Origin of the sequence: Thiohalocapsa marina (assembly GCF_008632335.1) — a bacterium.
Lineage (GTDB): Bacteria > Pseudomonadota > Gammaproteobacteria > Chromatiales > Chromatiaceae > Thiohalocapsa > Thiohalocapsa marina.
The window spans coordinates 22,011-48,651 of record NZ_VWXX01000031.1 but is presented as its reverse complement, the minus strand read 5'-3'; the positions used below and the strand labels follow the sequence as shown (position 1 = coordinate 48,651).

The window sequence follows — 26,641 nt, the reverse complement described above, 5'->3', positions numbered from 1 at the left end:
CGCCACAGGCCACAACGGCGGATGCGCTTCGCTTATCCGCCCTACAGTGTTCACCTTGTTTTGGGCGCGTTCCTAATCGACTTCTGCCTCGCCTGGCACGGTCTGCTAACCGAGCAGTTGGAGGATCCGTACCAGTTGCCGCCCGGCGTGACGCTGATGGTGCCCTGACGTTGGTTACCGGAAGGGCTTGCGCTTGATGCGGCCCTGCCGCGTCGGCGGGTCCTGCTCCAGCGCCGGCAGTTCGGTCTGCGACAGCAGCAGCTTCTCGGCCTGGCGCTGCTCGCGCGCCCGGGTCAGGCGCTCCTGGCGAGCGCGCACGCCATAACCCAGGGCAGCGCCGCCGGCCGCGGAGATGGTCAACAACCCCAGCGTCATGAACTGAGCCAGCATCATGGTCACGCCGACACCCAGCAGGCCGCCCACGGCCGCGCCGGTCTTCAGGGTCGCGCCACCCGACACCCGCTTGCGCTGACGCGCGATCTCCGCCTTGTCCCGCTCCGCCCGCAGACGCAGCTTCTCGCGCTCGCGCTGGTGCCGCTGTTCCTGCCGGGCAACCGTACGGTCCTTGACATTGCCGATGACGGAGTCGAACCAGAGCGCCACCAGGACCCCGAGGGTCACCGCCACGGACCCGAACAGCAGCGCGGTCTGCTGCAGATCGGTCTTCAGCGCGGTGTAGGTCAGCAGGGCGGTGGCCGCCTGCAGCAGCAGGATGCCGATGAGGAACTTGAGCAAACCGCCAAGACGAACTCCAATCATGGTGTCATTGCGTCGGCCACGGTGCCGCCGCCCTCCTGCGTGCCGCCCAGAAATGCAATCCAGTCATCCGCCGGCGCCCCGGCCCGGGCGTCGATGGCCGAGGATGGGAAGATCGCGACCAGCCGGTCGCGGAGCGCCATGAGACTCTCCGGCCGACCCAGCAGCTCCGGGGCAATGCGGCGGTCGTAGGCGTCCACCACGCTGTACATGTACTCCGGGCCGACGCTGCCCAGATCGACCACCATGCGCGCCGCATCGGGCGTGCCCGGCAACAGCGACGGTTCCAGTCCGGATACCAGGAACGGACCCCGGCCCGCCCGCAGACGCCGGGCCAGTTCCGGCTGATCGGCTGCATCGAGATAGCCGACCAGGGTCGTCAACAGCTGCGCCGACAGGTCGGCATTGGCGCGTTCGACCAGGCCGGCGTCGCGAACATCGGCATAGACCGGCACCAGGAAGGTGTGCGCCGCCGGGTCCGGCCCCGATCCCGCCACCGACTCCAGACCAGGGCCGCGCGACTCGCCCTCAAGGACATAGGTCTCGATGACCCGCAGCAGCTCGTCACCCCCGTCGACCCCTCGCCCTCGGGCCTGCGCCGCCGGACCGGCGAACAGCACATGGGTGTACAGGCCATAGCCCGGAACAGCTGCCGGCACCGAGGGCTGCAGCGGGCGCGGCGGAAAATGCGCCAGCACCGGCACCCGCTGCTCGCCGACGGTCGGCTTTCGCCCTCGCCCCGTCAACTCCCCGCGCCCGGCACCGCGACGGTACTTGGCCAGGCCTTCCGCGGCCGCCAGATCCACCAGCACCGCGGACTCGCCGCCGGCGATATCGATGGCCCGCTCCACCACCCAGGGCATGGCCGCCGTCCCGCCCTGGGCAACCAGTTCGCGCACGACCCGTTCCAGCCGGCCGCAGTTACCCCACAGCAGGGCCTCGGTGGCCTCGCCGGGATGCACCCCCCGGGCCTGGAGTTCCGCCACCAGTGCTGACAGTTGATCCTCGTCGAATGTCCGCGCCGCACAGCGCACCGCCACGGCCATCCGCAGCCGGTCGCCGGCGCTGTAGGCGATTCCGGGGTTGGCCGCCGACGTTCTTTGCGCGGAGGTGGGCGCCGGGATCGGTGTCGGCGTCTGCACGCGCCCGGGTGCATCGACGCGATACAGATCAGGCGGCCGCGCGGATCCCGCACAAGCACTCAGACCCGCCGCGACGATCAACGCTGAAGCTGTGACGGACGGTCTTGTTCGCATGGCGCCTGACGAGGGAAGGAATGAGGATGCATGCGGAGCCTTTCGCCGCTTGAGCCGCGCAACCGCACGTTCACGGCCTGCTCCGATGCCCGGCCCTGAGTATACTCAACCCCCACCCCTTTTTCAGAGACCCTGCGACCACCCGAGGGTGACACCATGCAGAGCGACCACAAACCCTTCTACCCGGCCAGCGAGGAGAACAAGGCACCCATCCTCGCCGTGCTCGAACCCCTGTTTGCAACCGTGGGCCAGGTGCTTGAGGTGGGCAGCGGCAGCGGCCAGCATGCAGTGCATTTTGCCGCCGCCATGCCCCATCTCGTCTGGCAATGCAGCGATGTGGACGATGCCCTGCCCGGCATCCGGCTTTGGTTGCAGGAGGCCAATCTGCCGAACCTGCCGGCGCCACTGTCGCTGGACGTGGACGGCCCCTGGCCGGCGACGACCTTCGACGCCGCCTACAGCGCCAACACCGCACATATCCTGTCGCTGCCGCAGATGGAGCGCCTGTTTCTCGGCCTCGGCCGACTGCTGCCCGCGGGGGCGCCGTTCGCGCTCTACGGCCCGTTCAGCGACGGCGGCGTCCACACCAGCGACAGCAACGCCCGTTTCGACCGCATGCTGCGCCAGCAAGATCCCGCCAGCGGCGTGCGCGACCTGGACGACCTGCGGCGCTTCGCCGATGCCGCCGGGCTGGTGCTGGAGCAAGACATCGCCATGCCGGTGAACAACCGGACCCTGGTCTGGCGGCGGCGCTGAGCCATGGCCGGCAAGAAAGAACCGGTGACCCAGGCGGTGCGGGTCCTGCGCGCGCAAGGCATTGCCTTCCAGGGGTATCCGTACGACTACAACGGCGGCGGCACAGCGGAGTTTGCCGCCCAGTTGGGTGTGGACGAACACCAGGTGATCAAGACCCTGATCATGGAGGACGAGCAGGCCCGCCCACTGATCGTGCTGATGCATGGCGATCGCGAAGTGGCCACCGGCAAGCTGGCAAAACAGATTGGCGCAAAACGCATCCGCCCCTGCGAACCCAAGGTGGCGGACAGACACTCCGGCTACCAGGTGGGCGGTACCTCGCCCTTCGGCACCCGCAGGCCGATGCCGGTCTATTGCGAGCGGTCCATCGCCGGGCTCGATCGGATCTACATCAACGGCGGCAAGCGCGGTTACATCATCGCCATCGCCATGGATGACCTGCAACGCGTGCTGCAGCCCACGCTGGTGGATGCCGCCCAGTGACCGACGGCGGCTGCGCCGCGACCATCAGTTTTCGGCGACGGCTTGCGTGGATTGGGTGTCAGATCTCCGGCGCCGCAGCGCGCTCGGCCAGGGTGCGCGGCCGACGCGGCCAGCCGATGCGGAACCGCCGCAGATCCCCCGGCCGGATCGACCAGCGCCGGCCGTCGCAGACATCGAGCTCGATGCGCGCCAGGCGCCCCGCCCGCATTGCCGCAAGCGCCGGCTGCAGTGCCCTGTCCAGGGCCTCTGCCGCCTGCGCCCAGGCGGCCTCATCTTGGGCCAGCAGCGCCTCCTGCAGGCCCTGCCAGATCGCCAGCACGCGCCCGGGCGCCTCCGCCGGATCCAGCAGCTTGGCCAGTTCCCCCACCTCTACCAGTCCCGGCCCATCGTCACCGCGAAGCGGGATCCCGGCGGCAAGGGCCAGCCCCCGCGCCAGCGGCATGTCCCCCAGCACGCGATCCGGCGGATCCGCCGCCGTCGGCGGCCGCCAGAGGCCGCCGCCCCAGGTCCAGAGGCCGTTCACCGCCGGTTGGCCCGCTGCCTCCCGACGCCGATTCACCGGCGACTGGAACAGCAGCATCTGCGCCTCGTTCATCAGGCTCGCCCAGCGGGGTGCATCCGCGCCGACGGGCAGGAAGCCGTCGATGTGCTGCCCGATCACCGCCGCCAGCGGTTGCGTCTGCAGCGCCGGCGCCGAGTCGCAACGCAGATACCAGCGGGATGCGGCAGGTGCCACCAGCCACAGACCATCCGCAGCGAAATGCGCATTGAACGCCGCCACCAGGGCAGCCGCCTCGTCCTGGCCGATGACCAGATGCCGGGCATCGAACAGCCGCAACAGGTCTCGGTCCGGTCGCAGATGCACCGGATCGGCGTGCATCCAGAACCCGGCGCGATCCCATTCGGGATCGTCCGCCGCCAGACAATAGGGTGCGCTCGCATCGACCCCGAAGCGCTCCAACAAGGCCGCCGTGAGATCCCCGCCCAGGGAGTCCGTCGGCCGCCCCCGGGCCAGCAGCCGGTCAAGCACCGGCGTCTTCGGCGGCGCCTGGGGTGACGGCGGTACCGGGCCCAGCAGGCCCGGTACCAGCAGTTCGAGGACGGTGGTGTCGTTTCCGGCAGACTTCATTGACGATTCCCGTCGCTCAAGCAAGGCAATCCTCAAAGTTCCCGCGTCGCCAGGAAGCGGACCTCCGGCCAGCGCTCTTCGGTCAATTGCAGATTGACCCGGGTCGGCGCCAGGTAGACCAGCTGCTCGTCGCCATCCAGGGCCAGGTTCTCGTAGGCCTTCTCCTTGAAGCGGGCGAGCATCTTCGCATCGTCGCAACGCACCCAGCGGGCAGTGTGCACGCTCACCGGCTCCACCACCGCCTCGACGCCGTATTCGTCCTTGAGGCGGTAGGCGGCCACATCAAACTGCAGGATGCCCACGGCGCCCAGGATGATGTCGTTGTTCTTCAGCGGCCGAAACACCTGGGTGGCGCCCTCCTCGCACAGCTGCACAACCCCCTTCTGCAGCGCCTTGGTCTTCAGCGGATCCTTCAGCACCACCCGGCGGAACAGCTCCGGCGCGAAATACGGCACCCCCTCGTACTTCAGGTGCTCGCCCTCGGTAAAGGTGTCGCCGATCTGGATGGTGCCGTGGTTGTGCAGGCCGATGATGTCACCGGGCCAGGCCTCGTCCACGCGCTTGCGCTCATCGGCCTGGAAGGTGATGGCGTTGGCCACCTGCACCGTCTTGCCGATGCGCACATGGCGCATCTTCATGCCCTGCTTGTAACTGCCGGAACAGACCCGCAGAAAGGCCACCCGATCTCGGTGCGCCGGATCCATGTTGGCCTGGATCTTGAACACGAAGCCGGTGAACTTGTCCTCGCCGGGCTCAACCACCCGCTCATGGGTCGCGCGGGCTCGCGGCGGCGGCGCATAGTCGACGAAGGCGTCGAGCAGTTCCTTGACGCCGAAATTGTTGATCGCCGAACCGAAGAAGACAGGGGTCTGCAAGCCGGCCCGATAGGCGTCCAGATCCAGCGGGTGACTCGCACCCTGCACCAGATCCATTTCATCGCGCAATTCCGCGGCCTGGTCCTCCAGCAATTCGTCCATGCGCGGGTTGTCGATGCCCTCGATGACCTCACCGGTCTGGATCCGGCCACCATGGGTCGCGCTGAACAGGTGGGTACGGTCATGGCGCAGGTCGTAGACACCACGAAAGCGCTTGCCCATGCCGATGGGCCAGGTCACGGGGGCGCACTGGATCTGCAGCACCTGCTCGATCTCGTCCAGGATCTCGATGGCGTCGCGGCCCTCGCGGTCGAGCTTGTTGACGAAGGTCAGGATCGGCGTGTCGCGCAACCGGCAGACATCCATCAGCTTGATGGTGCGGTCTTCAACGCCCTTGGCCGCGTCGATGACCATCAGCGCCGAGTCCACAGCGGTCAGGGTGCGGTAGGTGTCCTCGGAGAAGTCCTCGTGGCCCGGCGTGTCCAGCAGATTGACGACGGACTCGCCATACGGAAACTGCATCACCGACGAGGTCACCGAGATGCCTCGCTGCTTTTCCAGTTCCATCCAGTCGGAGGTGGCATGACGCGCCGCCTTGCGCCCCTTGACCGTGCCCGCCATCTGGATGGCGCCACCGAACAGCAGCAGTTTTTCCGTCAGCGTGGTCTTGCCCGCGTCGGGGTGGGAGATGATGGCGAAGGTGCGGCGCTTGGCAAGCTGCTCGGCGAGGTGAGACATGGCGTCCTGGATGGCATCAAGGCTGAGAAAAGCCGGTCATCATAGCGGTTGAGCGGCCCAGCATGCCACCGGCATACAGGCTGTCCGTCCAAACCAAAGATGCCTAGTACAAGACGGTCACGGACATGCCGATAGGTTCAACGTCATCTCAGGTGCCGTGGGTCTTTTGCCGGGCGATGTCTCGCGCACTCTGGATGGCCTCGCGCGGCGGACTCGGCCAAAGGCCGTTCGGGTTCAGCGCGTTCGGACCGAATCCGGCTCGATCGTCCGCGGGTTCCAGGGATCCGTCCTGCTTCACCAGGAACAACCCCTCGGTGCCGGCCGCATCACTGCGCACGATGATGCGCGCCACTGCTGACTCTTCGCCGTATTCCACCCGGTACAGATACAGGTGCCCGCGTTTCTTCAATTGGTACAATGCCGTGCTCCTATGGTCGCCGACCACGTTGCTGAAGTATAGGCGCTGGGCTCAGTTTACGTTGTGCCGTACGACCATGGCGGCCTACCATCCGAGGCCTGATGACGCTTCGCCGTGTCGACCTGGCCGGATCACCGCGACAGCACCGGGCGGTAGCGCAGCCCATGTGCACCGCCGCTGATCTCCGTCGGCCCCATGAACAGCGTGCCAGATGACCCGGCAGTGCCGGTGGCAGGCGCGGTCTGAACGGACCGGCGTTGCAGACCCGGCGAGGTCAACGCCAGCAGTTGCGATAGGCTGCGAAACTCCTCGTCGCTGGAAGGCGCCGCGAGGGTGGTGAGATCGACACTGTGCTGCAGGTCCGACAGCACCATCAGCATGGCGCTGTAGTCGGCAAACAGCAGCACACGGCCCTCCTCGCCCGGCCAGTAGCCGTCGAGACGGCCGTCGAAGTCCATCTGCCCGCCGGCCTGATCCATGCGGTACTGGGCAATGATCCGGCCGCTGGCGGCATAGGCGTCGATGAGCGCATCACGCTCGGCCTGGGACGAACTCGCCAGGGTCTCGGAACAGAACTGATCGGCCAGATCCGACATACGATGCTCCTGCATTGTGAACCGCGGGATGAGGGTCTTCACGCCGGACCGGGAACCGGCGTCACGACCCGGGCGATATGGGGAGAATGGGCATGACTGCCTGCCGTGACAACTGGGGCGACAATATACCCGACACGCCCCCCCGTCCAGCCGGCTGGCGGGCAGGGGGCCGGTTTCGGCTACGGCGGCAAACCACCAGACGGCCGCGGCCTGCATCCAGCTGGCTGCTGCGCTGCCTACTGCTGTCGGCGCCACTGTTGATGCCGGCGGCAGCGTCCACGCCCCAGCCGACGACGGACGCCCGCGCCGACTTTCTGGCCGCAGAGCAGGCGCTGGCGGATGGCGACCACGCCCGATTCGACACCCTGCTCGCCGGCCTGACCGAGCATCCGCTGCTGCCTTACCTGCAGCTGTCCGACCTGCTGGCGCGGCTGGATCGCGCGGCCGAGGCCGAAGCCGGAGCTGAATTCGGGGCCGAAGTCGAGGCCTTCCTGTCGCGTTGGCAGGGCACAGCACCCGGCGAACGGCTGCGCCTGCAGTGGCTCAAGCGCCTGGCGCGGGAGGGGCGCTGGCAGGGGTACATCGACGCCTATGTAGACAACGGCTCCGAGACCCGCGCCTGCCTCTACCGCCGGGCCTTGCTGGCCACGGGCCGGGCCGAGGCCGCCTTCGACGGGCTTGATGCGCTCTACCTCACCGGCAAGGACCTGCCGACGGCCTGCGATCCGCTGTTTGCCGCCTGGTCCGCGGCCGGCAAGCTCGCTCCGGAACTGGTCTGGCAGCGCATTCAGCTGACCCTCGAGCGCGACAATGTCGGCACGGCGCGTTTTCAGCAGCGCTATCTGCCCGCAGCCCAGCGGCCCTGGCTCGACAGCCTGCTCCTTGTCCATGCGCAGCCACAGCAGATCGCAGCGCTGAGCCTGCCGGACGCTGCAGAGCAGCGCGCAGCCATCCTGGCCCACGGCATCGAGCGGCTCGCCCGGCAGGATCCGGCCCTGGCCATCGCCGTTTCGCAGCCGTGGCTCGACACCGCCTCCACGTCTACGCCCCGGCCCACACAGGTCGCCGCCGATCCACCCCCGAACCGGATCCAGATCCCGCCGCAGGCGCAGGAGCGCGTCCATCTGGCCATCGGCGTGGCGCTGGCGAATGCCGACGACCCCGCGGCGCTACGCTATCTGCAGCGCCTGCATCCGCGCCCGGACAACCTGGATCGCCAGCTGAGGCGCCTGCGGGCGGCCCTGCGCCTGGAGGCCTGGCCCGAACTGGCGGCCTGGGTCGCGCAGCTGCCGCCCGACGCCGATGACGAGGGCGAGTGGCACTACTGGCGCGGCCGGGCGCTGAGCGAACTCGGCGACACGGCAGCGGCGGATCAGGCCTTCGAACGCGCCGCGTCCGCACGCAGCCTATGGGGCTTCCTGGCGGCAGAGCGGGTCGGCCATGCACCGGCCATCGCACATCGGCCGGCGCCCGTCGACCCGGCCTTGCTGGACGCGTTGCTTGCCTCGCCCACGGCCGCGCGCATCGCCGAGCTGCAGCGGCTCGGACGCGATGCGGACGTGGCCCGCGAATGGCGCGAACTCACCCGCCCGATGACCACCCAGGCGTTGATCACCGCCGCGGCCTTCGCGGACCGCCTCGGCCTGGTGACCGAATCCATCTTCACCCTAGCCCGTGCCGGCTACTGGGACGACATGGATCTGCGCTTTCCGCTGCCGCAGCAGCGGCTGGTCGAAGTGGTTGCTCGGCAACAGGGGCTGCCGCCGGACTGGCTCCATGCGGTCATGCGCCAGGAGAGCGCCTTCGATGCGGACATCGCATCACCCGCCGGCGCCGTCGGACTCATGCAGCTCATGCCCGCCACCGCGCGGGAGATGGCGCGCAACGCCGGTCTGGCGGCACCATCGCACCAGGACCTGACCGATCCGGTGCTGAACGTCGCCCTGGGCGCCCGCTATCTGGCGGCCATGCGCGCGCGCTTCGGCGGCAACACCCTGCTGGCCACCGCCGCCTACAACGCCGGACCCAACGCCGTTCGGCGCTGGCTGCCGTCTGAGCCCATGGCGGCGGATCTGTGGTTGACACGGATCCCCTATCGCGAGACCCGCGACTACGTCCGGCGCGTGCTCACCTATCGCGTCATCTACGCCCACCGGCTCGGCCAGACCGACTTCAGCCTGGATGCGCTGCTGTCGCCGGTGGCCTGCCTGGAGACCGAACGGTTTTGTTATGCTGACGAGTCTTGATCCGTGCCCCAAGCGGGCCTGACGGTGTCACAGCCGAGCCGGGCTGCTCTCCCCGGCACGCCCTCACCCATCCCAGCGCAATCGTCCTCCATGTCCACCACCATGCACTCCGGTCGCCCCGAACCCTCCTGTCGACACAGCACAGGGCGCGTCCCGCCACCGCCAGACCGGCTGCCGGCCCTGTTACGGGTCCTGCTGCCTGGTCTGCTGCCCGGTCTGCTGCTGGCGCTGCTGCTGCCCCTGCTCACCGCGCCGTCGGCGGCACAGGCCGACGACGGCAGCCCCCGCGCCACCATGGCCGATGCCATGGCGCGGATGATGGAGGCCATGGGCTTTCTCGACGACGCCGGAGACCGGGTCGCCGCCATGAGCGGCCTGGGCGCCGGAGCCATGCCCGGCATGGCCCAGGGCATGATGCCCGGTCTAGGACAGATGGGGCAGACCCCGTTCGGCTTTAATCCCTGGATGCCCGGCGCCATCCCCAATACTATCGCCGGTGCGTCCGATGCCCTTCCAAGTGCCATGAAGCCGGCCGCAGGCACGGCCATGCAGGACATGATGGAGCAGCTGCCCGGCGCCGGATCGATGCTGGACTCCATGTCGCAGATGATGCCGCAACTGCCCCAGGGCGCCGGCTGGCAGCACACGACGCTGGACGGGCTCTGGGAGGGACGCCTGGGCGGGCTGCTCATCGTGCAGGCGCACCGGTTCCGGCTCTACGCGCCCCACGGCGGCTTCGTGGACGGCTTGATTCAGCAACGGGGCGAGCGTGTCGTGCTCTACGACCCCAGCACCGACATCGCCCGGCCCTACGACATGGCCCAGCATCAAGGACGCCTGGTGCTGCGCGACCCCCAGGGACAGGTCTTTCTGTATCGACGCCTGTGGCTGGAGGAACTGGACCGCGCGGTCGCGCCTTCGTCGGGCCAGCCACCGGCATCGGCCCGATAGCACGGCGATCCCCGCCCGACCATCGCCCCGGCAATCAGCCCACCAGCAGCCGCAGCCCCACCCCGAGCAGCAGGACCCCAAAGAAGCGCTTCAGCGTCGCGGTGGGCAAGCGGTGCGCAAGCCGGGCGCCCACGGTGGCCATGGGCACGCTGGCCAGCATGATGGCCAGCGCCGCCGGCCAGTAGATGAAGCCGACGCTCAGCGTCGGCAGCGCGTCGCGGCCCAGGCCACCGAGCATGAAGCCGATGCTGCCCGCAATGGCCAGCGGAACGCCGCAGGCGCTGGATGTGGCCACCGCGCGCTGGATGGCGACGCCGTGGCGGGCCAGAAAGGGCACGATCAGGATGCCGCCACCGATGCCCACCAGCGCCGACAGGGCGCCGATTCCCGAGGCCGCCGCGCCGATCCTCAGGGTGGACGGCAGCGGGCGCATGGCCGTGACGGTGGTGGCGAACAGCATGCGCACGCCGTTGTAGAGCAGAAACAGGGCAAACAGGCGCTGCAGCCAGATGGCCGGCAGCCAGGGGGCGAAGCTGGCCCCCAGTGCGGCGCCGATCAGCAGACCGGGCACCAGGCTGGCGAACATCGGCCATTGCACCGCACCGCGACGGTGGTGCGTCCAGGCGGATGCACTGCCGCTGCCCACCACCGTGGCCAGCGACGTGGCCACCGCCAGATGCGGGATCCAGTCGGCCGTCATGCCGTGGGCCTCGCCCATGCCGGTGAACAGCAGGATCAGCGCCGGCACGATGATGGCGCCACCGCCGATGCCGAACAGACCGGCCAGCAGGCCGGCGATCACACCGATGAGCACGAAGGCAATGAGATAGAAGCTGTCCAAACGCGGTAACTCACTCGGTAAGATGGCAAACAAACACGGCGGACCAATCGGGCATAATAGGCCAGCTTTCTATCCGTGACATCACGCTCGCATGGTCCGTGCCGGCCCGGCCGATGCCAGGATCAGCGCCAAGGTCAGCGCCAGGCTCAGCGCCAGCATCGGTACCAGACCGCGACGGATGTCTGCCAACATTCTGCAGATCGAGCGACATCATGAAGCAACAGTCAGCCTGCATCCTTGGGGGCACCGGCTTTGTCGGGCGACACCTGTTCCGGCACCTGAACAGTGCAGGGTATCACTGCATCGTGCCGACGCGCAGGCCCCACCGGCACCGCGACCTGGCGCTCTACCCGGGCGTGGACCTGCACCCGCTGGACAGCCTGGGCCGCGAGGGGCTGGGCGCCTGCTTCGAGCACTGCGACCTGGTCATCAACCTGGTGGGCATCCTCAACGAGGCCGGCAGCACCAGCTTTCGGCGCGCCCACGTCGAGCTGGTGCGCACGATCCTGGCCGCCATGCAGGACGCCGGGGTATCGCGACTGCTGCACATGAGCGCGCTGAACGCGGACGCGGCCCAGGGTCGCAGCGCCTACCTGCGCTCGAAGGGCGAAGGCGAGGATCTTGCCCATGCCGCCGGCGACGGCCCGGCGGATGGCGGCCTGGCGGTGACCAGTTTCCGACCGTCGGTGATCTTCGGCCAGGGCGACAGCTTCTTCAACCGCTTTGCCGACCTGTTGCAACTGGCACCGGGGGTGTTTCCGCTGGCCTGCCCGGAGGCGCGTTTCGCGCCGGTCTGGGTCGGCGACGTGGCCGAGGCGATGGTGCGCAGCATCCAGCGTGAAGACACCATCGGTCGCCGGTTTGACCTGTGCGGCCCCCGGGTGCTGACGCTGGAGGCCCTGGTGGAATACACCGCCCAGCGCATCGGCAAACGGGTCTTGCTGGCAGGCCTCAACGACTGGGGCTCACGCACCCAGGCGCGGCTGTTCGAAAGGCTCCCCGGCAAGCCGTTCACCCGCGACAACTACCTGTCGATGCAGACACCCAGCGTCTGCGGCGAGCGCAACGGCCTGCTGGAACTGGGCATCCATCCCACCGACATCGAGACCGTGGTACCGCTCTATCTGGGGGCCCAAAACTAACACCGAGGGCCGAAGCCGAGGCCTGATGCCGGGGCCAAATACCTGGGCCGGAATCGACGACTCAGGCCAAGGGCCCGGCCCACAGGCGGTCGCTCAGGTCCCGCAATGCGAAGCCCCGCCACTGGCCGGCCGGGGGCGCCAGGTGCCGGGTCAGCGCCAGCACCTGAAAGCGCTCGCCCATGGCCGATGGCAGCAACAGCTGTTTCACGCCGGCGGTGAGGTCGAGCAAGGCCATGGGATCGTCGGCGAACTCGGCCATCAGGTCGTCGATGCCACAGCCGAGCAGAAAGTTCGCCTGGCTGGTGTAGCCCGCCAGCGTCAGCCCGGCCTGGGTGCCGGCGCGGGCCACGGCAGTGAAATCCACATGGGCGGTGATGTCCTGCAGCCCGATGTTGGCAAAGGGATCGTCATGGGCCTGGTGCCGGTAATGGCACATCAGGGTGCCGCAACGCCGCTCCGGCAGATAGTATTCGGCCTGCGGATAGCCATAGTCGATCAACAGCGCCATGCCGGCCTCGAGCCGCGCCGACAGGGCCTGGATCCAGGGGGCAGCGCGCAGGTTGACCTCGGAACAGTAACCAGTAGACATGGCCAGCCCCGCCGCCTGCAACGCGCGCACGGCGGGCGCCAGCGGCGCTGACACGGGCTCGGCGGCGCGCTCGCGAAAACCGTCGCCGTCGGCCTCCACCAGCACCTCCTGCACGCCGCCATCGGCGCCGATGCAGAACCGGTGCACCGGCATGGCGTCGATGACCTCGTTGGCCAGGACCAGGCCACGCAGGCGCTGTGGCAAGGTCTCGATCCAGCGCACCCGGGGCAGCAGTTCCGGGATGCGCTGCGCCAGCAGGTGCCGCTGACGCTGGGCCAGATCCGGGCTGGGCTCCAGGATCAGATACTGCTCCGGCAAGGTCCGCAGGCGGGCCAGCGCTGGCAGCAGCTCCGCGGCCAGGGCGCCGGAACCGGCGCCGAACTCCAGGACATCGCCGCCACCGAGGGCGACCAGCACCTCGCTGCATTGCGCGGCGAGGCATCGCCCGAACAGCGGCGACAGCTCCGGGGCGGTGACAAAGTCGCCCGCCGGCCCCAGTTTCGGGGCACCGGCCACATAGTAGCCAAGCCCCGGGGCATACAGGGCCAGGTCCATGAAGCGATCGAACGGCATGGCCCCGCCGGCAGCGGCGATCGCCTCGCGGATCAGTCGCGCCAGACGCTGGCCATGTGCTTGTGCGTCGGTGTCGGTGTCGGTGTCGGTGTCGGTGTCGGTGTCGGTATTCATGCTGCGCCGTATGACAGGATGCGGGCCGTCGATTAGGTCGCAGTCTACAACAACCTCAGGAGAATCCCTTGAACCCAGCCCAGACCAGCGAGCCGAACACGGACCTGCGGGGCAAGGTCGCCCTGATCACCGGCGGCGCCCAGCGCATCGGCGGTCAGATCGCCCGGCTGCTGCACGCCGAGGGGGCCGACATCGTGCTGCATTACCGGCGCTCCGCGGCGGCGGCGCAGGCACTGGCTGCGGACCTGAACAGCCTCAGGGCCGACTCCGTTCGCACCGTGCAGGCGGACCTGCTGGATGACGATGCGCCGGCGCACCTGATGCAGGCGGTCAGCGCCTTCCGCGGGCGGCTGGACATCCTGGTGAACAACGCGTCAAGCTTCTACCCGACGCCGCTGGACCAGGCCACCCAGGCCCACTGGCACGAGCTCATGGGCGCCAACCTCAAGGCGCCGTTCTTCCTGGCGCAGGCGGCGGCGTCGCTGCTGCGGGCGGCGGGTGGCTGCATCATCAATCTGGTGGACATCCATGCCGAACGGCCGCTGACCGACCACCCGATCTACTCCATGGCCAAGGCCGGCAATGCCATGATGGTCAAGGCCCTGGCCGGGGAACTGGGGCCGGAGGTCCGCGTCAACGGCGTCGCCCCCGGCGCCATCCTGTGGCCGGAACAGGGGCTGTCCGACGACGCCCGACGCGAGATCCTGGCGCGCACCGCCCTCGGCCGGGCCGGCTCACCGGCGGACATCGCCCGCACCCTGCTGTTTCTGGTGCGCGACGCCCCCTACATCACCGGACAGATCATCGCCGTGGACGGCGGGCGCACCATCCAGCAGTGAACCGGGCCCCGGTTCACCGCGCCGCCGATACGGCCGACTTCAAACCCGCGAAAACGGAGACAAGCGGAATGAGCGAACAGCACAAGGCACTCCTGCACCGAGGCGACGCACGCACCTCGCCCTATCCGGTCAGCCGGCTGGCGCCGGCCTTTCACGCCCCCGAACTGGCAGAGGAACTGGCCCGCGCGGAATCCATGCTGAGCGCGCGCACGTCCGCCAAGTTGCGCGTGATCGCAGACCAGATCAAGGCGTTGCAGAGCGAGGCACGCAAGGTGCTCGACGAGGCCCATGACGAACAGGCACTGACCCGCGCGCAGTGCGCCTTCAAGCGCATTCCCGGGAAGATCTATCACCTGTATCGCAAGCCGGACGGCAGCACCTTCTTCTCGATGCTGTCGCCGCAGGATTGGAATGACGCCCCGCCCGACACCTTCGCCGGCTCCTTCCGGCTGGAGACGGACTACTCCTGGACCCCGGCGGAACAGCTCGATCGGCCGGACGATACCGGCGAGCTGGTGAGCGACCTGCTGCGCATCGGCGGCCTGCCCGCCGACAGCTGATGCCAGCGCCACAGGCTCACGCCGGCTGGAACTGCCAGCGCGCGCGTCGCAAAGGCCCGGTCTGGCGTTGCATCAGGCGCCACAGCTCGGCGTAGCACCGGCCATCCAGCGGATGTCGCTCCGCCGGCGCCACCGCCGCTAGCGGACCAAGCACGAAGGCATAGTCCAGGATCTCCCTTCGGGGCAGCGCGTAGCCGTCGATGATGCCGACGGCATCGCCCCGGGTGAGCAGATCCAGGTCCAGGGTGCGGGGGGCGAACTTGTCGACTCCGCGCACGCGCCCCTGGGCATCCTCGATGGCGCGCAGGCGCTCAACGATCTGACCCACCGGCAGGGCCGTGTCGATGCCGACCACCAGGTTCAGGAAGGGATCACCGCGAAAGCCCACCGCCTCGGTCTCGTAGGCCGGCGATACCGTCAGCGGGCCGAAGGCCGCCCGCAGGGCCTGCAGGCCGGCGCGGATGGACGACTCCCGCGCCTGGTTGCTGCCGACACTGATCCAGCAGCGCTGGGTCCGCTGCACCCGGGGCCCCAGGACCCCGCCGACACGGCAGGGCTCAGTCGCGCCGGCCACGTTCGATGATGACACCGACACCCTCGGCACCGGACACCGCCCCGATCTTGTTCAGGCTGAGGCGCACCCAGGGCACCCCAAACTCCTCACGGATGATGGCCGCGCAGCGCTCCGCCAGGGTCTCCACCAGCCCGAACCGGGCCTCCCCCACGAACGCCTTCAGCCGTTTCGACACCGCCTTGTAGTCCAGCGCGTCCTCGATGCGATCGGTGGCGGCGCCCCGGGCCACGTCGCAGCCCATCTCGATGTCGAGGATCACCGGCTGCTTGACCTGCTGCTCCCATTCGTAGATGCCGATCACGGTCTCGATGCGCAGTCCGCGCACGAATACGATGTCCATCAGGGTGTCGTCTCCACACTTGGGCAACCCGCGAAATCCGAACGCGCGTTCAGAATTGAAAACTTTGGCAATAGAAAATGGTGGCGGCAACCGACCACTTTGCAAGTCCGTGGGTCGCCGACACGCTTTGCTCCTTGACCGCAGGCGCCACAACCAGTCCAATGTGTCGCCATGGAACTCCTAACCCTGACTGCCGCGAGCCTGATCATCGGCGCCTACCTGCTGGGCTCGGTATCCAGTGCCATCATCGTCTGCCGGCTCATGGGCCTGCCGGATCCCCGCACCCAGGGCTCCAACAACCCCGGCGCGACCAACGTGCTGCGCATCGGCGGTGCCCGGGCGAAACCCGCGGCCGCCATCACGCTGCTGGGCGACAGCATCAAGGGGCTGCTGCCCATGCTGGCGGCCCATGCCCTGGGCGCAGCGCCGGTGGCGCTGGCGGCGACCGGCCTGGCGGCCTTTCTCGGGCACCTGTATCCGGTCTTCTTCGGCTTTCGCGGCGGCAAGGGCGTCGCCACCGCCCTGGGCGTGCAGTTCGGGCTGTACTGGCCCGTGGGCCTGTGTGTCGCGGGCATCTGGCTGTTCGTCGCCAAGGTGCTCCGGATCTCGTCGGCCTCGGCACTGGTGTCCATGGCCCTGGCGCCGTTCATCGTCTGGTGGTTCAGGCCGGACCCGGCGCTGATCCTGATGCAGGTCATCATCACCGTGCTGCTGTTCATCCGCCACAGCAGCAACATCCGCAATCTGCTCAGCGGCGACGAGGGACGGATCGGCACGGACTCCGCCGACAACGGCTGAGGAGGCACTGTTCTATAGGCCTCCTGGCCACAAATCAGCACGCACCGGACGCTCACACCGCCGCCAGGCTGTCCATGGGCCAGCGCGGGCGGGCCGAGAACGCCAGCGGCTCGTGCTGCCCCGCGGCCAGCCGCTGGTAGCCGGCGAAGGCGATCATGGCGCCGTTGTCGGTGCACAGCGCCGGCCGGGGATAGTAGGCGCGGCCGCCCTCGTCCCGCATCATCCGCTCCATGCGCTCGCGCAACCGCCGATTGGCACTGACGCCGCCGGCCAGCACCAGCGTGCCGACGCGCATCTCCCGCACTGCCCGGCGGCACTTGATCACCAGTGTGTCCACCACCGCCTCTTCGAAGGCGCGGGCGACATCCGCGCGGGTCTGTTCCCGGTCGTCGCGGGCGGCCAGTTCCTCGCGCAGCGCGTTGAGCGTGTAGGTCTTCAGCCCGCTGAAGCTGAAATCGAGACCGGGCCGGTCAGTCATCGGCCGCGGAAAGCGATACCGCCCGGGGTCGCCCCGCTCGGCGAGACGGGCCAGTTCCGGCCCCCCGGGATAGGGCAGATCAAGGATCTTGGCGGTCTTGTCGAAGGCCTCGCCGGCGGCGTCGTCGACAGACTCCCCGAGCAGTCGGTAGCGACCCACCGCCTCCACCTCCACCAGCTGGGTATGGCCGCCGGACACCAGCAGCGCCACGAACGGGAAGCTCGGCGCGGGCTCTTCCAGCAGGGGCGCCAGCAGGTGGCCCTCCATGTGATGCACGCCCACCGCCGGCTTCTGCCAGACCCAGGCCAGGCTGCGGCCGACACCGGCCCCCACCAGCAGGGCGCCCACCAGCCCCGGCCCCGCGGTGTAGGCCACGCCGTCGATCTCCCGGGGCCGCACGCCGGCCTGCTCGAGCACCTCCTGCAACAGCGGCAGCAGCTTGCGCACATGGTCCCGCGATGCCAGCTCCGGCACCACGCCGCCATAGGCCGCATGCAGTTCGATCTGGCTGTAGACCGCCTGCCCGATCAGACCGCGGTCGCTGTCGTACAGGGCGACGCCGGTCTCGTCGCACGAGGTTTCGATTCCGAGAACGCGCATCGGGCTTCTCCAGTTGACGTGTGTGGCGGTTGCATCGGCGCTGTTGCCGACTCTATAATGCGGGATTGTCTGTATTCCATCGTCCCAGCCGATCCGCAACGTCGGTACTACGCAACATCCAAGGATTCTACATGCCAAGCGTTCGCGTCAAAGAGAACGAGCCGTTCGAAGTCGCTCTGCGTCGATTCAAGCGCTCCTGTGAGAAGGCCGGCGTGCTCGCCGAAGTCCGCCGCCGCGAGTTCTACGAGAAGCCCACCTCCGAGCGCAAGCGGAAGAAAGCCGCCGCCGTGAAGCGTCATCACAAGAAGCTCTCTCGCGAGGCGCGTCGCTGGGAACGCCCATTCTAGCCCGCTGCAGATCACTGCCCGCATCCGTCGGGCGACGGCCAGAGTGAGCGCCAGATTAGAAGTCAGAGTGACAGCATGCTGAAGCAGCGCCTGCAGGACGATATGAAGGCCGCGATGAAGTCCGGTGACAAGCCCCGCCTGGGCGTGATCCGGCTGATCAACGCAGCAATCAAGCAGCGCGAGGTCGATGAGCGCATCGAGCTCGACGACACCCAGGTGCTGGTGGTGCTGGACAAGATGCTGAAGCAGCGTCGCGACTCCATCGCCCAGTACGAGGCCGCCGGCCGCCAGGACCTGGCGGAACAGGAGCGGTTCGAGGTGGAGATCTGCCAGGGCTACCTGCCTGCGGCCCTGAGCGACGCCGAGATCGCCGGCATGATCGACGATGCGGTCACCGCCACCGGCGCCGCCGCCATGCAGGACATGGGCAAGGTCATGGCCATCCTCAAGCCGCAGATGCAGGGCCGCGCGGACATGGCCGCAGTCAGCAAGCAGGTCAAGGCACGCCTGACCGGCTAGTCACCCATTCCCGCCGGGACGCGCTATGCTGAGCCCAAGGGGCAGGCAGTTGGATCCGCGTCCATGATCGGCCAGGTCACGCCAGATTACCGGGAACGTCTTCTCGCCCGTGTCGATCTCGTCGAGATCGTCGGGCAGCGCGTGCAGTTGCGCAAGTCGGGCAAGGAATACCAGGCCCGCTGTCCGTTCCACAACGAGAAGACGCCCTCCTTCACTGTCAGCGCCGAGAAGCAGTTCTATCACTGCTTCGGCTGCGGCGCCCATGGCAACGCCATCGACTTCCTGCTCGAACACGATCGGCTCAGCTTCCCCGAGGCCATCGAGGAACTGGCGCGGCAGGCGGGCATGGAACTGCCCGACGCCGGCATCGCGATGGAAAAGGGACCCGACCCATCGCCGCTGTACGCTGTACTGGAACAGGCCGCAGACCTGTACCGCCGGCAATTCCGCGAGCATCCGCAGGCGGGCGAGGCCATTGCCTACCTCAAGCGACGCGGACTCAGCGGCGAGATCGCCAGACGCTTCGGCCTGGGCTACGCCCCCGCGGGCTGGAACTTCCTGCGCAGCCACCTGCGCACCCAGCCAGACCACCCGAACGACGACGCAACGCTGGTGGATGCCGGTCTGCTGACCGACCGCGACGGCAAGCGCTATGACCGCTTTCGCCACCGCCTGATGTTTCCCATTCGCGACCGGCGCGGGCGCGTTGTCGGCTTCGGCGGACGGGTACTGGACAACGGCGAGCCCAAATACCTCAACTCTCCGGAAACGGCCGTCTTCCACAAGGGCCGGGAACTCTACGGCCTGTACGAGGCCCAGCAGGCCGAGCGTGCGCCGCCGCGCGTGCTGGTGGTGGAAGGCTACATGGACGTGATCGCGCTGGCCCAGTTCGGCATCCCGTACGCCGTCGCCACCCTGGGCACCGCCACGACCACCGACCATGTGAAACGCCTGCTGCGCGTGGCACCGGAACTGGTGTTCTGCTTCGACGGCGACCGGGCGGGCCGGGCCGCGGCCTGGAAGGCACTGAAGACCGCCCTACCCCTGGCGACGGGTGAACGACCGGTCCGCTTCCTCTTCCTGCCCGACGGCGAGGACCCGGACTCCCTGATCCGCAAGGAGGGCTGCGCTGCCTTCGAGGCGCGCCTGAGCCATGCGGCCCTGCTGTCCGACGTGCTGTTCCAGCATCTGACCGGGCCGCTGGACCTGAACACCGCCGAGGGTCGAGCCGCCCTCGACGCCCAGGCACGCGCGCTGCTCGACGACATGCCCGCCGGTACCTTCCGCGCGCTGCTGGAGGCCCGGCTGGTGGAACTGGTCGGCTTCGACGCCTCCGCTCAGCCGCGGACAACGCCGGCACGGGAGCAGGCGTCACCGCCCGCCTCTCGGACCCGGGCCGACGCGCAGGGGCGCCCCCGACGCCGTCGCCACATGCCGGCCCAGGCCGGCCAGCCGGTGGCCACGACCCCGCTGCGCCGCGCCATCGCCATGCTGCTGCACGACCCAGCCCTGGCCCCCCGCGCCCGCGAACTGCCGGCGGACTGGCAGGAGATCGACAATCCCGGCATCGCGCTGCTGCGGGAACTGCTGGACATGATCGCCGCCGACCCCGAGATCACCCCGGCCGCGCTGCGCGCGCGCTGGGATGGTACCGAGCAGGAGAAAATCATCGCCCGCCTCTCGGATTCCGCGCTCATCGATCATATTCCAGCAGATGGCCGTGCGGCCGAGTTCGTCGGTGCGTTGGCCCGCCTGAACACCGATGCCGCCCAGGAACGTCGGCAGCGCGCCCTGCGTGCGCAACGCCCCGCCTCCTGAGGAGACGCTGATTTTTGGCCATCCTGGCCAGAAATCAGCAGGGCCTCCTGCCCCGCACGGGAAATGCTGAATAAATCAGCGTTTCCCTGAGGGACGGCTTCGATCTGACACGATGGCGTCAAACCATCGTGGGGCAACTGCGGTTGTTGCCAATCGGCCTCAGGGTTATTGCATATGGAAAACTTGTCTATACTTTGATAATTTGGCGAGTTCGCCGGCGGCAGGGCAACCTGGATAGCCCGACATCTCCACGCTTCGTCCAGCAGGTACCCGCATGGATCAACAACAGCAACAGGCTTCGCAGCTCAAGCAACTGATTGCCAAAGGCAAGGAGCAGGGGTTTCTGACTTACAGCGAGGTCAACGACCACCTGCCCGACGGCATCATCGAGCCAGAGCAGATCGAAGACATCGTGCGCATGATCAACGATATGGGGATCACTGTACACGAGACCGCACCAGCCGAAATCGACTCCCTCAGCAACGACTCGGCCGTGGCCGATGACGAAGCCGCCGAGGCCGCCGCCGCGGCGCTGGCGTCCGTCGACAGCGAGTTCGGCCGCACCACCGATCCGGTGCGCATGTACATGCGCGAGATGGGCACGGTGGAACTGCTGACCCGCGAGGGCGAACTGCGCATCGCCAAGCGCATCGAGGAAGGGCTCAATCAGGTGCTCTCCGCGCTGTCCATCTACCCGCGCACCGTGGAGCACCTGCTGGAGATTTTCGACCAGGTGGCCCGCGAGGAGCGACGCCTGACTGACGTGATCTCCGGTTTTGCCGATACCGACGACGAGGTTGCGGTACCCGTGGTCAAGTCCGAGGCCAGCCGCAACGACGATGCCGACAGCGACGAGGATGCCGACGACGACGAGGCAGAGGCGGTGGACACCGGCCCGGATCCCGAGGAAGTGGCCCGCCGCGTCGCCCAGCTGCGAGAGAACTTCGACGCCTTCGTCGCGCTGTTGAAGGAATACGGACGCGACGACACGCGCTCGCGCCAGGCCATGGAGGCGGTGTCGGAGCAGTTCCTGCAGTTCAAGCTGGTGGCCAACATCTTCAACGAGCTGGTTGAACTCCTGCGGCAGACCATCGAGCGGATCCGCGCCCAGGAACGCACCATCATGGGCCTGTGCGTCGACACCGCCGGCATGCCGCGCAAGGACTTCATCGCCTCCTTCCCGGACAACGAGACCAATCCGGACTGGATCACCACCCAGATCGAGGCCGGCAAGCCCTACTCGGCGCGCCTGGCAGAGGTGGAAGCGGACGTGCGCCGGGCGCAGCGCCGGCTGCAGGAGCTGGAGCGCGAGAACGTGCTCACCATCAGCGAGATCAAAGAGACCAACCGCAAAATGTCTATCGGCGAGGCCAAGGCCCGCCGCGCCAAGAAGGAGATGGTCGAGGCCAACCTGCGCCTGGTGATCTCCATCGCCAAGAAGTACACCAACCGCGGGCTGCAGTTCCTGGACCTGATCCAGGAGGGCAACATCGGCCTGATGAAGGCCGTGGACAAGTTCGAATACCGCCGTGGCTACAAATTCTCCACCTACGCCACCTGGTGGATTCGCCAGGCCATCACCCGCTCCATCGCCGATCAGGCACGCACCATCCGCATCCCGGTGCACATGATCGAGACCATCAACAAGCTCAACCGCATCTCGCGGCAAATGATCCAGGAGATGGGCCGCGAAGCGACGCCGGAGGAACTGGCCGAGCGCATGGAGATGCCCGAGGAAAAGGTGCGCAAGGTGCTAAAGATCGCCAAGGAGCCGATCTCCATGGAGACCCCGATCGGCGACGACGAAGACTCGCATCTGGGCGACTTCATCGAGGACGCCGGCGTCATCTCCCCGGTCGACTCTGCCACCGCCGCCGGCCTGCGCGAGTCCACCCAGAACATGCTCGCCAGCCTGACCTCCCGCGAGGCCAAGGTGTTGCGCATGCGCTTCGGCATCGACATGAACACCGACCATACCCTCGAGGAAGTCGGCAAGCAGTTCGATGTCACCCGCGAGCGCATCCGCCAGATCGAGGCCAAGGCCCTGCGCAAGCTACGCCACCCCACCCGGTCGGAAAAGCTGCGCAGTTTCCTCGACTCCGACTGACCCTGCCGATCGACTGCCTGCCGTCCGCAACGCGCCTACCGTTGATCCACGGATAGCGCAGCGACGGCAGAAGTATCTGCCGCATATCGGGCCGCTAGCTCAGCGGTTAGAGCAGAGGACTCATAATCGATTAGTCGAGGCCCGAAGGAAGCGTTAGAATTACCACCTTCGAGGCCTTGGCTTGCGAAGGTAAAATCAGAAAAGGGCCTATAGCTCAGTTGGTTAGAGCAGCCGACTCATAATCGGTAGGTCGCAGGTTCAAGTCCTGCTGGGCCCACCATCTACCGCCAAATTGTCCCAAAGGTACAATTTCGGTACAGTCAGAAACACTGGAACTGTACCGAGGCTCCTATGGCGACACTGGTAAAGACACCCTCCGGCACCTGGAAAGCCGTCATCCGCAAGGTCGGCTTTCCAACCGCAACCAAAACCTTCCGTACCAAACGGAATGCTGAAGACTGGTCACGTCGAACAGAAGACGAGATGGTGCGCGGCGTTTACATCCAACGCGCTCCGGCCGAGCGGATGACAGTCGCCGACGCTCTCAAGCGCTACCTGGCAGAGGTCTCGCCCACCAAGCGACCATCTTCAGCAGCTAGCGACGCCCGGCATTCCAAACCATTGATCCAGCACCTCGGCAAGTACTCTCTGGCCGCCCTAACCCCTGAGATCATCGCCAAGTATCGAGATGACCGACTGGCAGGGCTGGATAGAAAGGACGCCAAGGGAAGACCCGCCCCCAAGCCCCGCTCCCCGAACACGGTCCGCCTCGATCTGGCACTGCTGGGCCACATGTTCAGCACCGCGATCAAGGAATGGGGCATTGGCCTACCAAGCAATCCGGTACAGAACATCCGCCGCCCCGCACCGCCACCCGGTCGCGAACGGCGCCTTAGCCTGGACGAAGAAACACGACTGATGCAGGCAGTCGATGCGCACAGCAACCCAATGCTCGGCTGGATCGTCCGTATCGCCTTGGAAACAGGCATGCGTTCGTCGGAGATCACCACCCTTCGCCGGAGCCAGGTCGATCTGAAACGGCGCATCGTGCGCCTTCTGGAGACCAAGAACACCCTGCCCCGCACCGTTCCCCTGACCAGTGCCGCAGTAGACATATTTCGTCAGGCCCTGGCCAACCCGGTTCGACCCATTGAAACCGATCTGATCTTCTTCGGGGAGCCTGGAAAAGATGGGCAGCGTCGACCCTACAATTTCAACAAGGTCTGGTTGAACACCAAGGAAAGTGTCGGGCTGAAAGACCTACGATTCCACGACCTTCGCCATGAAGCGGTCAGCCGTTTTGTCGAAGGCGGTCTGAGCGACCAACAGGTAGCGGCAATCAGCGGCCACAAGTCCATGCAGATGCTGCGGCGCTACACCCATCTGCGAGCGGAGGACCTGGTAGATGAGCTGGATGCCATCTCGACGCGCAGAGCAGGCAAGCAACAAGACGCCAAAAAGCCAAACTGACGGGTCATCATTACAGCCAGCTAAGCGCAGAGCGCTGCGCTATGTATGTAGTATGTTGTAGTAGCGTACAACATACTACATACATGGCCTTGGCCGATGCCCTCGAATTTAGCCGCTAAAATCCAGCCACCCTGCGGATATTAATGCCAGGTGCTATCGTCACCCGCACCGGCTACCGAAAAATCGTCGGGCTCTGCGGCGTCACCTTGAAACAGCTGTGCGCGTAAACTCTTCGCCACCACCATGCGTTGCTGTTCTGCGCACAACTGCTGCTTCAGCAATTCATTTTGGTTTGTCATCCAAGGTGCCCAATAAACCGTATTCGCAGGTGCTGCCGATCCGCTGCCGAAATACTCAGAAATCCAATCCTTGAGCGAAGTGACCAACCCGTGCCGAGAAAGTATTTCCCGGGTGCCTGGCATCGACATGAGGCCTTCAAGCAAGACCCGCAAAGCAGTTGATTTTATCTGCCCAAGCACATCCCAGGCACGAACAACTCGAATTGCAGTGACAAAACACTCCAGTTCCGAAACGACTGAGCCTGGCTTGCCGCGAAGACACTTGGTTTGAAACGCAAAAACCCTGGCCAAGATCAAGTCCTCGAAGAAAAACTGACTCAACCCACCTTCGGGCCAGTCGCCCCCAGGCATCAAACGATCAGCCATCCTGAAATCTTCGGGCGTTATGCTTCCCCACAAGGCATCCCATAAGGGCACCATCAGCGGGCCGATTTCGTAGACGGAGCGTGCTGCCTGAAACACTTCGCAACTCGCACAGAGAATATCCGCCCTCGGAGAAATATCTCCCCGTCGATAGCGATATATGGTTGCCTGGTCAATATCCTCAAAAGGCATCCAGTCGCACATTTCAGCAGGCGCTCTTTCCCCTGCCAAGAAGTGATACCAGGCAATCGTTTTCATACGTTCGCTTTCATGCCTGGCTGGCCTTCCACGGGTACGACTCAACTTTGTTTTCTTTTGCGTGATATTCGGCATTTCCGCGCCTGTATTCATGACCATGCCTTCCTTTTAATGGTGGTTACCGAAGCCCAGAGAACATTGAACTTACTAGGCGTATTCACAAGGAGCCAACCGATGACCACCGAAGAACAACTGCTTGACCGTTATGGACCGTTGCTCTCACTGACAGAACTTTCAGAGTTACTTAAGCGTAGTCCAGATGGTCTCCGCATAGCGTTGCGAAGTCAAACCGAGTTTGCGCAAAAATGGAACGCTGCCAAACGCAAAGTAGGCCGACGTGTTTATTTCCGTGCAAGTGATGTTGCCGAACTCATCGACGAGGCATGAGGGCAATGATGTGGATGATACTGTCATTGTTCGACGCAAAGTCCGGTCGAATTTTACCACGCTACCCAATGAGCTTATTCGGGACCCCAACCTGTCTTGGAAAGCGCTGGGAATCCTGGTGTTCGTGCTGTCACTGCCTGATAACTTCAGGCTTCGACTGTCGCATCTGTCCAAACAGAAAAAGTCGGGGCGAGACGCGACGCGAACAGGGCTCCAGGAGCTGCAACAAGCAGGCTATCTGCGAATCAAGCGAGAGCGTGGAGAACGAGGCAAGTTCAGTCACACGGCCTGGCTCGTGTCAGACCAGCCCGAGTACCGGGATCATGATTCACCACGTTCGGATTTTCCAACTACGGTAAATCCAACTACGGATAATCCGTATTCGGAAAACCCGACGCTAATAAATAAAAAGGATAAAAAGAACTGAGGTTAGTAAAGACTCAGATTAATAAAACGGCCTGCGCCGTGACGTGAACGCCAGGAGGAAGTGATGGCCCCGCATTCGAAATACGTGATGAAGATAAAACAAGATCGTTTTACCTGCTTCGAAATGGAACGCCCTTCGATATGTCGCACTCACCTGGAGTTAAAACTAAACCAACGATTGCGCGCATACGACGCATCTCAAAATCAACAGAAAACAAAGATCGCTGCAAGATCGCTGTTACATCGCTGTCGAACCGCTATTGCAGTGCTGTTAAACGCAACTACACCGCTGTTTTATCGCTCATTTGCATGAGGCAACTGGAGTTGCGATCCAGCCGCAATGAAATAGCGATGAATTGCCTGGCGCGCATGTGAAAGATTGGATGCTGAGCACAGGGCAGGATGTGTGAAGTTAGCTAACCGTCAAGCCGGTTATCTATCTTCACTGGATTTTATTCACACCCAAGGGTGTTCAACGCTCATCCTGCTCTGCGAGGCATCGGCTACCGCCGAAAGGGTTAAAGAGAGACAGGCAATGATGAAAGAGACGAGCCGCAAACGCCGGCACCATCTTCGGGTTCCGGTACTGCCTGAAGAGAAAATCCAAATCGCACAGCAGGCCAAGCAGGCCGGAATGAGTGTTGCCCGTTATTTGCGGGAGGTTGGTCAGGGCTACCAAATCAAGGGCGTCACGGATTACCAGCGGGTGCGAGAGCTTGCCCGCATAAATGGTGACCTCGGTCGTCTGGGAGGGCTGCTCAAGCTATGGCTAACCGACGATGTGAGAACCGCAGCTTTCGGTCCGGAAACGATCCACCGCCTCCTGGCAAGGATCGAGGCCACCCAGGACCAGATGACCCTGGTAATGAGGACCATTGTTCGGCCTCAGGCTGATCAGTGATTTTAGCCGCTAAAAATTGACACCGTGATTCAAACAAAAACGGCCGGGCTTCGGTGTCGCTCTGGTCAATTACCGAATAGCTCCGTGGCGCGGC

Annotated in this window: 28 protein-coding genes and 1 tRNA gene; 17 read left to right on the top strand and 12 right to left on the bottom strand. The window is 65.9% G+C overall.

The window, feature by feature from the left end; translation table 11 throughout:
- Nucleotides 1-174: 174 nt before the first annotated feature.
- A complete protein-coding gene (locus F2Q65_RS15465; RefSeq protein WP_150094314.1) occupies nt 175-759 on the bottom strand; it encodes a hypothetical protein in 585 nt (194 codons plus the stop codon).
- Nucleotides 756-1,898 (bottom strand): hypothetical protein, encoded by a 1,143-nt coding sequence (locus tag F2Q65_RS15460; RefSeq protein WP_150094313.1) that lies wholly within the window; start codon nt 1,896-1,898, stop codon nt 756-758. Before F2Q65_RS15460 ends, F2Q65_RS15465 begins: the two co-directional genes overlap by 4 nt.
- 270 nt (nt 1,899-2,168) lie before the next feature.
- Between F2Q65_RS15460 and F2Q65_RS15455 the strand changes: the two genes are divergently transcribed.
- Both F2Q65_RS15455 and ybaK read left to right on the top strand, forming a co-directional pair.
- Nucleotides 2,169-2,768, top strand: a complete 600-nt coding sequence (locus tag F2Q65_RS15455; protein ID WP_150094312.1) for a DUF938 domain-containing protein — start codon at nt 2,169-2,171, stop codon at nt 2,766-2,768.
- Nucleotides 2,769-2,771: 3 nt separating this feature from the next.
- A complete protein-coding gene (gene ybaK / locus F2Q65_RS15450; RefSeq protein ID WP_150094311.1) occupies nt 2,772-3,251 on the top strand; it encodes a Cys-tRNA(Pro) deacylase in 480 nt (159 codons plus the stop codon).
- Between the two features lie 58 nt (nt 3,252-3,309).
- Here ybaK and F2Q65_RS15445 read toward each other — a convergent pair whose 3' ends face one another.
- From F2Q65_RS15445 to F2Q65_RS15430, 4 genes are all read right to left on the bottom strand, one after another.
- Entirely contained in the window at nt 3,310-4,380 is a 1,071-nt protein-coding gene (locus F2Q65_RS15445) for a phosphoglycerate mutase (RefSeq protein ID WP_150094310.1), read from the bottom strand.
- Nucleotides 4,381-4,412: 32 nt separating this feature from the next.
- Nucleotides 4,413-5,993: a peptide chain release factor 3 gene (locus tag F2Q65_RS15440; RefSeq protein WP_150094309.1), complete on the bottom strand. Its 1,581-nt coding sequence runs from the start codon at nt 5,991-5,993 to the stop codon at nt 4,413-4,415.
- Nucleotides 5,994-6,141: 148 nt separating this feature from the next.
- Entirely contained in the window at nt 6,142-6,411 is a 270-nt protein-coding gene (locus tag F2Q65_RS15435; protein ID WP_150094308.1) for a hypothetical protein, read from the bottom strand.
- Between the two features lie 131 nt (nt 6,412-6,542).
- A complete protein-coding gene (locus F2Q65_RS15430) occupies nt 6,543-7,007 on the bottom strand; it encodes a hypothetical protein (RefSeq protein ID WP_150094307.1) in 465 nt (154 codons plus the stop codon).
- 260 nt (nt 7,008-7,267) lie between these two features.
- Between F2Q65_RS15430 and F2Q65_RS15425 the strand changes: the two genes are divergently transcribed.
- Both F2Q65_RS15425 and F2Q65_RS15420 read left to right on the top strand, forming a co-directional pair.
- The gene (locus F2Q65_RS15425; protein WP_150094306.1) at nt 7,268-9,253 is read left to right on the top strand and encodes a lytic transglycosylase domain-containing protein; all 1,986 of its coding nucleotides are present in this window, start codon (nt 7,268-7,270) and stop codon (nt 9,251-9,253) included.
- A gap of 90 nt (nt 9,254-9,343) precedes the next feature.
- The gene (locus F2Q65_RS15420) at nt 9,344-10,204 is read left to right on the top strand and encodes a hypothetical protein (RefSeq protein ID WP_150094305.1); all 861 of its coding nucleotides are present in this window, start codon (nt 9,344-9,346) and stop codon (nt 10,202-10,204) included.
- A 34-nt stretch (nt 10,205-10,238) separates the two neighbouring features.
- Here the strand turns inward: F2Q65_RS15420 and F2Q65_RS15415 are convergent, their stop codons facing one another.
- Entirely contained in the window at nt 10,239-11,045 is an 807-nt protein-coding gene (locus tag F2Q65_RS15415; RefSeq protein ID WP_150094304.1) for a sulfite exporter TauE/SafE family protein, read from the bottom strand.
- 212 nt (nt 11,046-11,257) lie between these two features.
- Here F2Q65_RS15415 and F2Q65_RS15410 point away from each other — a divergent pair, with 212 nt between their 5' ends.
- Nucleotides 11,258-12,187 carry a complex I NDUFA9 subunit family protein gene (locus F2Q65_RS15410; RefSeq protein ID WP_150094303.1) on the top strand — a complete coding sequence of 310 codons (930 nt, stop codon included), beginning with the start codon at nt 11,258-11,260 and terminating at the stop codon, nt 12,185-12,187.
- 61 nt (nt 12,188-12,248) lie between these two features.
- Here F2Q65_RS15410 and F2Q65_RS15405 read toward each other — a convergent pair whose 3' ends face one another.
- Entirely contained in the window at nt 12,249-13,463 is a 1,215-nt protein-coding gene (locus F2Q65_RS15405; protein ID WP_150094302.1) for a class I SAM-dependent methyltransferase, read from the bottom strand.
- A gap of 68 nt (nt 13,464-13,531) precedes the next feature.
- Between F2Q65_RS15405 and F2Q65_RS15400 the strand changes: the two genes are divergently transcribed.
- A complete protein-coding gene (locus tag F2Q65_RS15400; RefSeq protein WP_150094301.1) occupies nt 13,532-14,302 on the top strand; it encodes a pteridine reductase in 771 nt (256 codons plus the stop codon).
- A gap of 68 nt (nt 14,303-14,370) precedes the next feature.
- Nucleotides 14,371-14,862 carry a DUF2452 domain-containing protein gene (locus F2Q65_RS15395; protein ID WP_150094300.1) on the top strand — a complete coding sequence of 164 codons (492 nt, stop codon included), beginning with the start codon at nt 14,371-14,373 and terminating at the stop codon, nt 14,860-14,862.
- 16 nt (nt 14,863-14,878) lie between these two features.
- Here the strand turns inward: F2Q65_RS15395 and folK are convergent, their stop codons facing one another.
- On the bottom strand, nt 14,879-15,451 hold the full coding sequence (gene folK / locus F2Q65_RS15390) for a 2-amino-4-hydroxy-6-hydroxymethyldihydropteridine diphosphokinase (protein WP_342782251.1): 573 nt from the start codon (nt 15,449-15,451) through the stop codon (nt 14,879-14,881).
- Nucleotides 15,420-15,776, bottom strand: a complete 357-nt coding sequence (gene folB, locus F2Q65_RS15385; protein ID WP_150094299.1) for a dihydroneopterin aldolase — start codon at nt 15,774-15,776, stop codon at nt 15,420-15,422. Before folB ends, folK begins: the two co-directional genes overlap by 32 nt.
- A gap of 171 nt (nt 15,777-15,947) precedes the next feature.
- On the opposite strand from folB, the gene plsY reads away from it, so the two are divergent.
- On the top strand, nt 15,948-16,574 hold the full coding sequence (gene plsY / locus F2Q65_RS15380; RefSeq protein WP_150094298.1) for a glycerol-3-phosphate 1-O-acyltransferase PlsY: 627 nt from the start codon (nt 15,948-15,950) through the stop codon (nt 16,572-16,574).
- Nucleotides 16,575-16,626: 52 nt separating this feature from the next.
- Here the strand turns inward: plsY and tsaD are convergent, their stop codons facing one another.
- Nucleotides 16,627-17,652, bottom strand: a complete 1,026-nt coding sequence (gene tsaD, locus F2Q65_RS15375; RefSeq protein ID WP_150094297.1) for a tRNA (adenosine(37)-N6)-threonylcarbamoyltransferase complex transferase subunit TsaD — start codon at nt 17,650-17,652, stop codon at nt 16,627-16,629.
- Nucleotides 17,653-17,783: 131 nt separating this feature from the next.
- Between tsaD and rpsU the strand changes: the two genes are divergently transcribed.
- From rpsU to F2Q65_RS15345, 6 genes are all read left to right on the top strand, one after another.
- Nucleotides 17,784-17,999 carry a 30S ribosomal protein S21 gene (gene rpsU / locus F2Q65_RS15370; RefSeq protein ID WP_150094296.1) on the top strand — a complete coding sequence of 72 codons (216 nt, stop codon included), beginning with the start codon at nt 17,784-17,786 and terminating at the stop codon, nt 17,997-17,999.
- Between the two features lie 75 nt (nt 18,000-18,074).
- Nucleotides 18,075-18,518 (top strand): GatB/YqeY domain-containing protein, encoded by a 444-nt coding sequence (locus tag F2Q65_RS15365; protein ID WP_150094295.1) that lies wholly within the window; start codon nt 18,075-18,077, stop codon nt 18,516-18,518.
- 63 nt (nt 18,519-18,581) lie between these two features.
- Nucleotides 18,582-20,336 (top strand): DNA primase, encoded by a 1,755-nt coding sequence (dnaG, locus tag F2Q65_RS15360; RefSeq protein ID WP_150094294.1) that lies wholly within the window; start codon nt 18,582-18,584, stop codon nt 20,334-20,336.
- 274 nt (nt 20,337-20,610) lie between these two features.
- Nucleotides 20,611-22,443: an RNA polymerase sigma factor RpoD gene (gene rpoD, locus F2Q65_RS15355; protein WP_150094293.1), complete on the top strand. Its 1,833-nt coding sequence runs from the start codon at nt 20,611-20,613 to the stop codon at nt 22,441-22,443.
- 203 nt (nt 22,444-22,646) lie between these two features.
- Nucleotides 22,647-22,723 (top strand) — tRNA-Ile (locus F2Q65_RS15350).
- Between the two features lie 71 nt (nt 22,724-22,794).
- Nucleotides 22,795-23,913, top strand: coding sequence for a site-specific integrase (locus tag F2Q65_RS15345; protein ID WP_170265768.1), 1,119 nt, complete (start codon nt 22,795-22,797; stop codon nt 23,911-23,913).
- Between the two features lie 140 nt (nt 23,914-24,053).
- On the opposite strand, the gene F2Q65_RS15340 is transcribed toward F2Q65_RS15345, so the two are convergent.
- Nucleotides 24,054-24,926, bottom strand: coding sequence for a hypothetical protein (locus F2Q65_RS15340; RefSeq protein WP_150094291.1), 873 nt, complete (start codon nt 24,924-24,926; stop codon nt 24,054-24,056).
- Nucleotides 24,927-25,007: 81 nt separating this feature from the next.
- Between F2Q65_RS15340 and F2Q65_RS15335 the strand changes: the two genes are divergently transcribed.
- The 3 genes from F2Q65_RS15335 (at nt 25,008) to traJ (ending at nt 26,547) form a co-directional block, all read left to right on the top strand.
- On the top strand, nt 25,008-25,220 hold the full coding sequence (locus F2Q65_RS15335; protein ID WP_106453187.1) for a plasmid-related protein: 213 nt from the start codon (nt 25,008-25,010) through the stop codon (nt 25,218-25,220).
- A gap of 10 nt (nt 25,221-25,230) precedes the next feature.
- Nucleotides 25,231-25,647, top strand: a complete 417-nt coding sequence (locus F2Q65_RS15330; protein ID WP_150094290.1) for a hypothetical protein — start codon at nt 25,231-25,233, stop codon at nt 25,645-25,647.
- 405 nt (nt 25,648-26,052) lie between these two features.
- Complete coding sequence (gene traJ, locus F2Q65_RS15325; protein WP_425473419.1) at nt 26,053-26,547, top strand: conjugal transfer transcriptional regulator TraJ; 495 nt, start codon at nt 26,053-26,055, stop codon at nt 26,545-26,547.
- Nucleotides 26,548-26,641: the final 94 nt, after the last annotated feature.

What these genes read in the sequence shown, in the direction of transcription:
- F2Q65_RS15345 (WP_170265768.1), top strand. Translation starts at nt 22,795, where the DNA reads ATGGCGACACTGGTAAAGACACCCTCCGGCACCTGGAAAGCCGTCATC.
- F2Q65_RS15425 (WP_150094306.1), top strand. Translation starts at nt 7,268, where the DNA reads ATGCCGGCGGCAGCGTCCACGCCCCAGCCGACGACGGACGCCCGCGCC.
- F2Q65_RS15340 (WP_150094291.1), bottom strand. Translation starts at nt 24,926, where the DNA reads ATGAATACAGGCGCGGAAATGCCGAATATCACGCAAAAGAAAACAAAG.
- F2Q65_RS15465 (WP_150094314.1), bottom strand. Translation starts at nt 759, where the DNA reads ATGATTGGAGTTCGTCTTGGCGGTTTGCTCAAGTTCCTCATCGGCATC.
- F2Q65_RS15395 (WP_150094300.1), top strand. Translation starts at nt 14,371, where the DNA reads ATGAGCGAACAGCACAAGGCACTCCTGCACCGAGGCGACGCACGCACC.
- F2Q65_RS15335 (WP_106453187.1), top strand. Translation starts at nt 25,008, where the DNA reads ATGACCACCGAAGAACAACTGCTTGACCGTTATGGACCGTTGCTCTCA.
- F2Q65_RS15365 (WP_150094295.1), top strand. Translation starts at nt 18,075, where the DNA reads ATGCTGAAGCAGCGCCTGCAGGACGATATGAAGGCCGCGATGAAGTCC.
- F2Q65_RS15440 (WP_150094309.1), bottom strand. Translation starts at nt 5,993, where the DNA reads ATGTCTCACCTCGCCGAGCAGCTTGCCAAGCGCCGCACCTTCGCCATC.
- F2Q65_RS15410 (WP_150094303.1), top strand. Translation starts at nt 11,258, where the DNA reads ATGAAGCAACAGTCAGCCTGCATCCTTGGGGGCACCGGCTTTGTCGGG.
- folB (WP_150094299.1), bottom strand. Translation starts at nt 15,776, where the DNA reads ATGGACATCGTATTCGTGCGCGGACTGCGCATCGAGACCGTGATCGGC.
- ybaK (WP_150094311.1), top strand. Translation starts at nt 2,772, where the DNA reads ATGGCCGGCAAGAAAGAACCGGTGACCCAGGCGGTGCGGGTCCTGCGC.
- F2Q65_RS15455 (WP_150094312.1), top strand. Translation starts at nt 2,169, where the DNA reads ATGCAGAGCGACCACAAACCCTTCTACCCGGCCAGCGAGGAGAACAAG.
- F2Q65_RS15430 (WP_150094307.1), bottom strand. Translation starts at nt 7,007, where the DNA reads ATGTCGGATCTGGCCGATCAGTTCTGTTCCGAGACCCTGGCGAGTTCG.
- rpsU (WP_150094296.1), top strand. Translation starts at nt 17,784, where the DNA reads ATGCCAAGCGTTCGCGTCAAAGAGAACGAGCCGTTCGAAGTCGCTCTG.
- F2Q65_RS15445 (WP_150094310.1), bottom strand. Translation starts at nt 4,380, where the DNA reads ATGAAGTCTGCCGGAAACGACACCACCGTCCTCGAACTGCTGGTACCG.
- plsY (WP_150094298.1), top strand. Translation starts at nt 15,948, where the DNA reads ATGGAACTCCTAACCCTGACTGCCGCGAGCCTGATCATCGGCGCCTAC.
- F2Q65_RS15405 (WP_150094302.1), bottom strand. Translation starts at nt 13,463, where the DNA reads ATGAATACCGACACCGACACCGACACCGACACCGACACCGACACCGAC.
- rpoD (WP_150094293.1), top strand. Translation starts at nt 20,611, where the DNA reads ATGGATCAACAACAGCAACAGGCTTCGCAGCTCAAGCAACTGATTGCC.
- tsaD (WP_150094297.1), bottom strand. Translation starts at nt 17,652, where the DNA reads ATGCGCGTTCTCGGAATCGAAACCTCGTGCGACGAGACCGGCGTCGCC.
- F2Q65_RS15420 (WP_150094305.1), top strand. Translation starts at nt 9,344, where the DNA reads ATGTCCACCACCATGCACTCCGGTCGCCCCGAACCCTCCTGTCGACAC.
- dnaG (WP_150094294.1), top strand. Translation starts at nt 18,582, where the DNA reads ATGATCGGCCAGGTCACGCCAGATTACCGGGAACGTCTTCTCGCCCGT.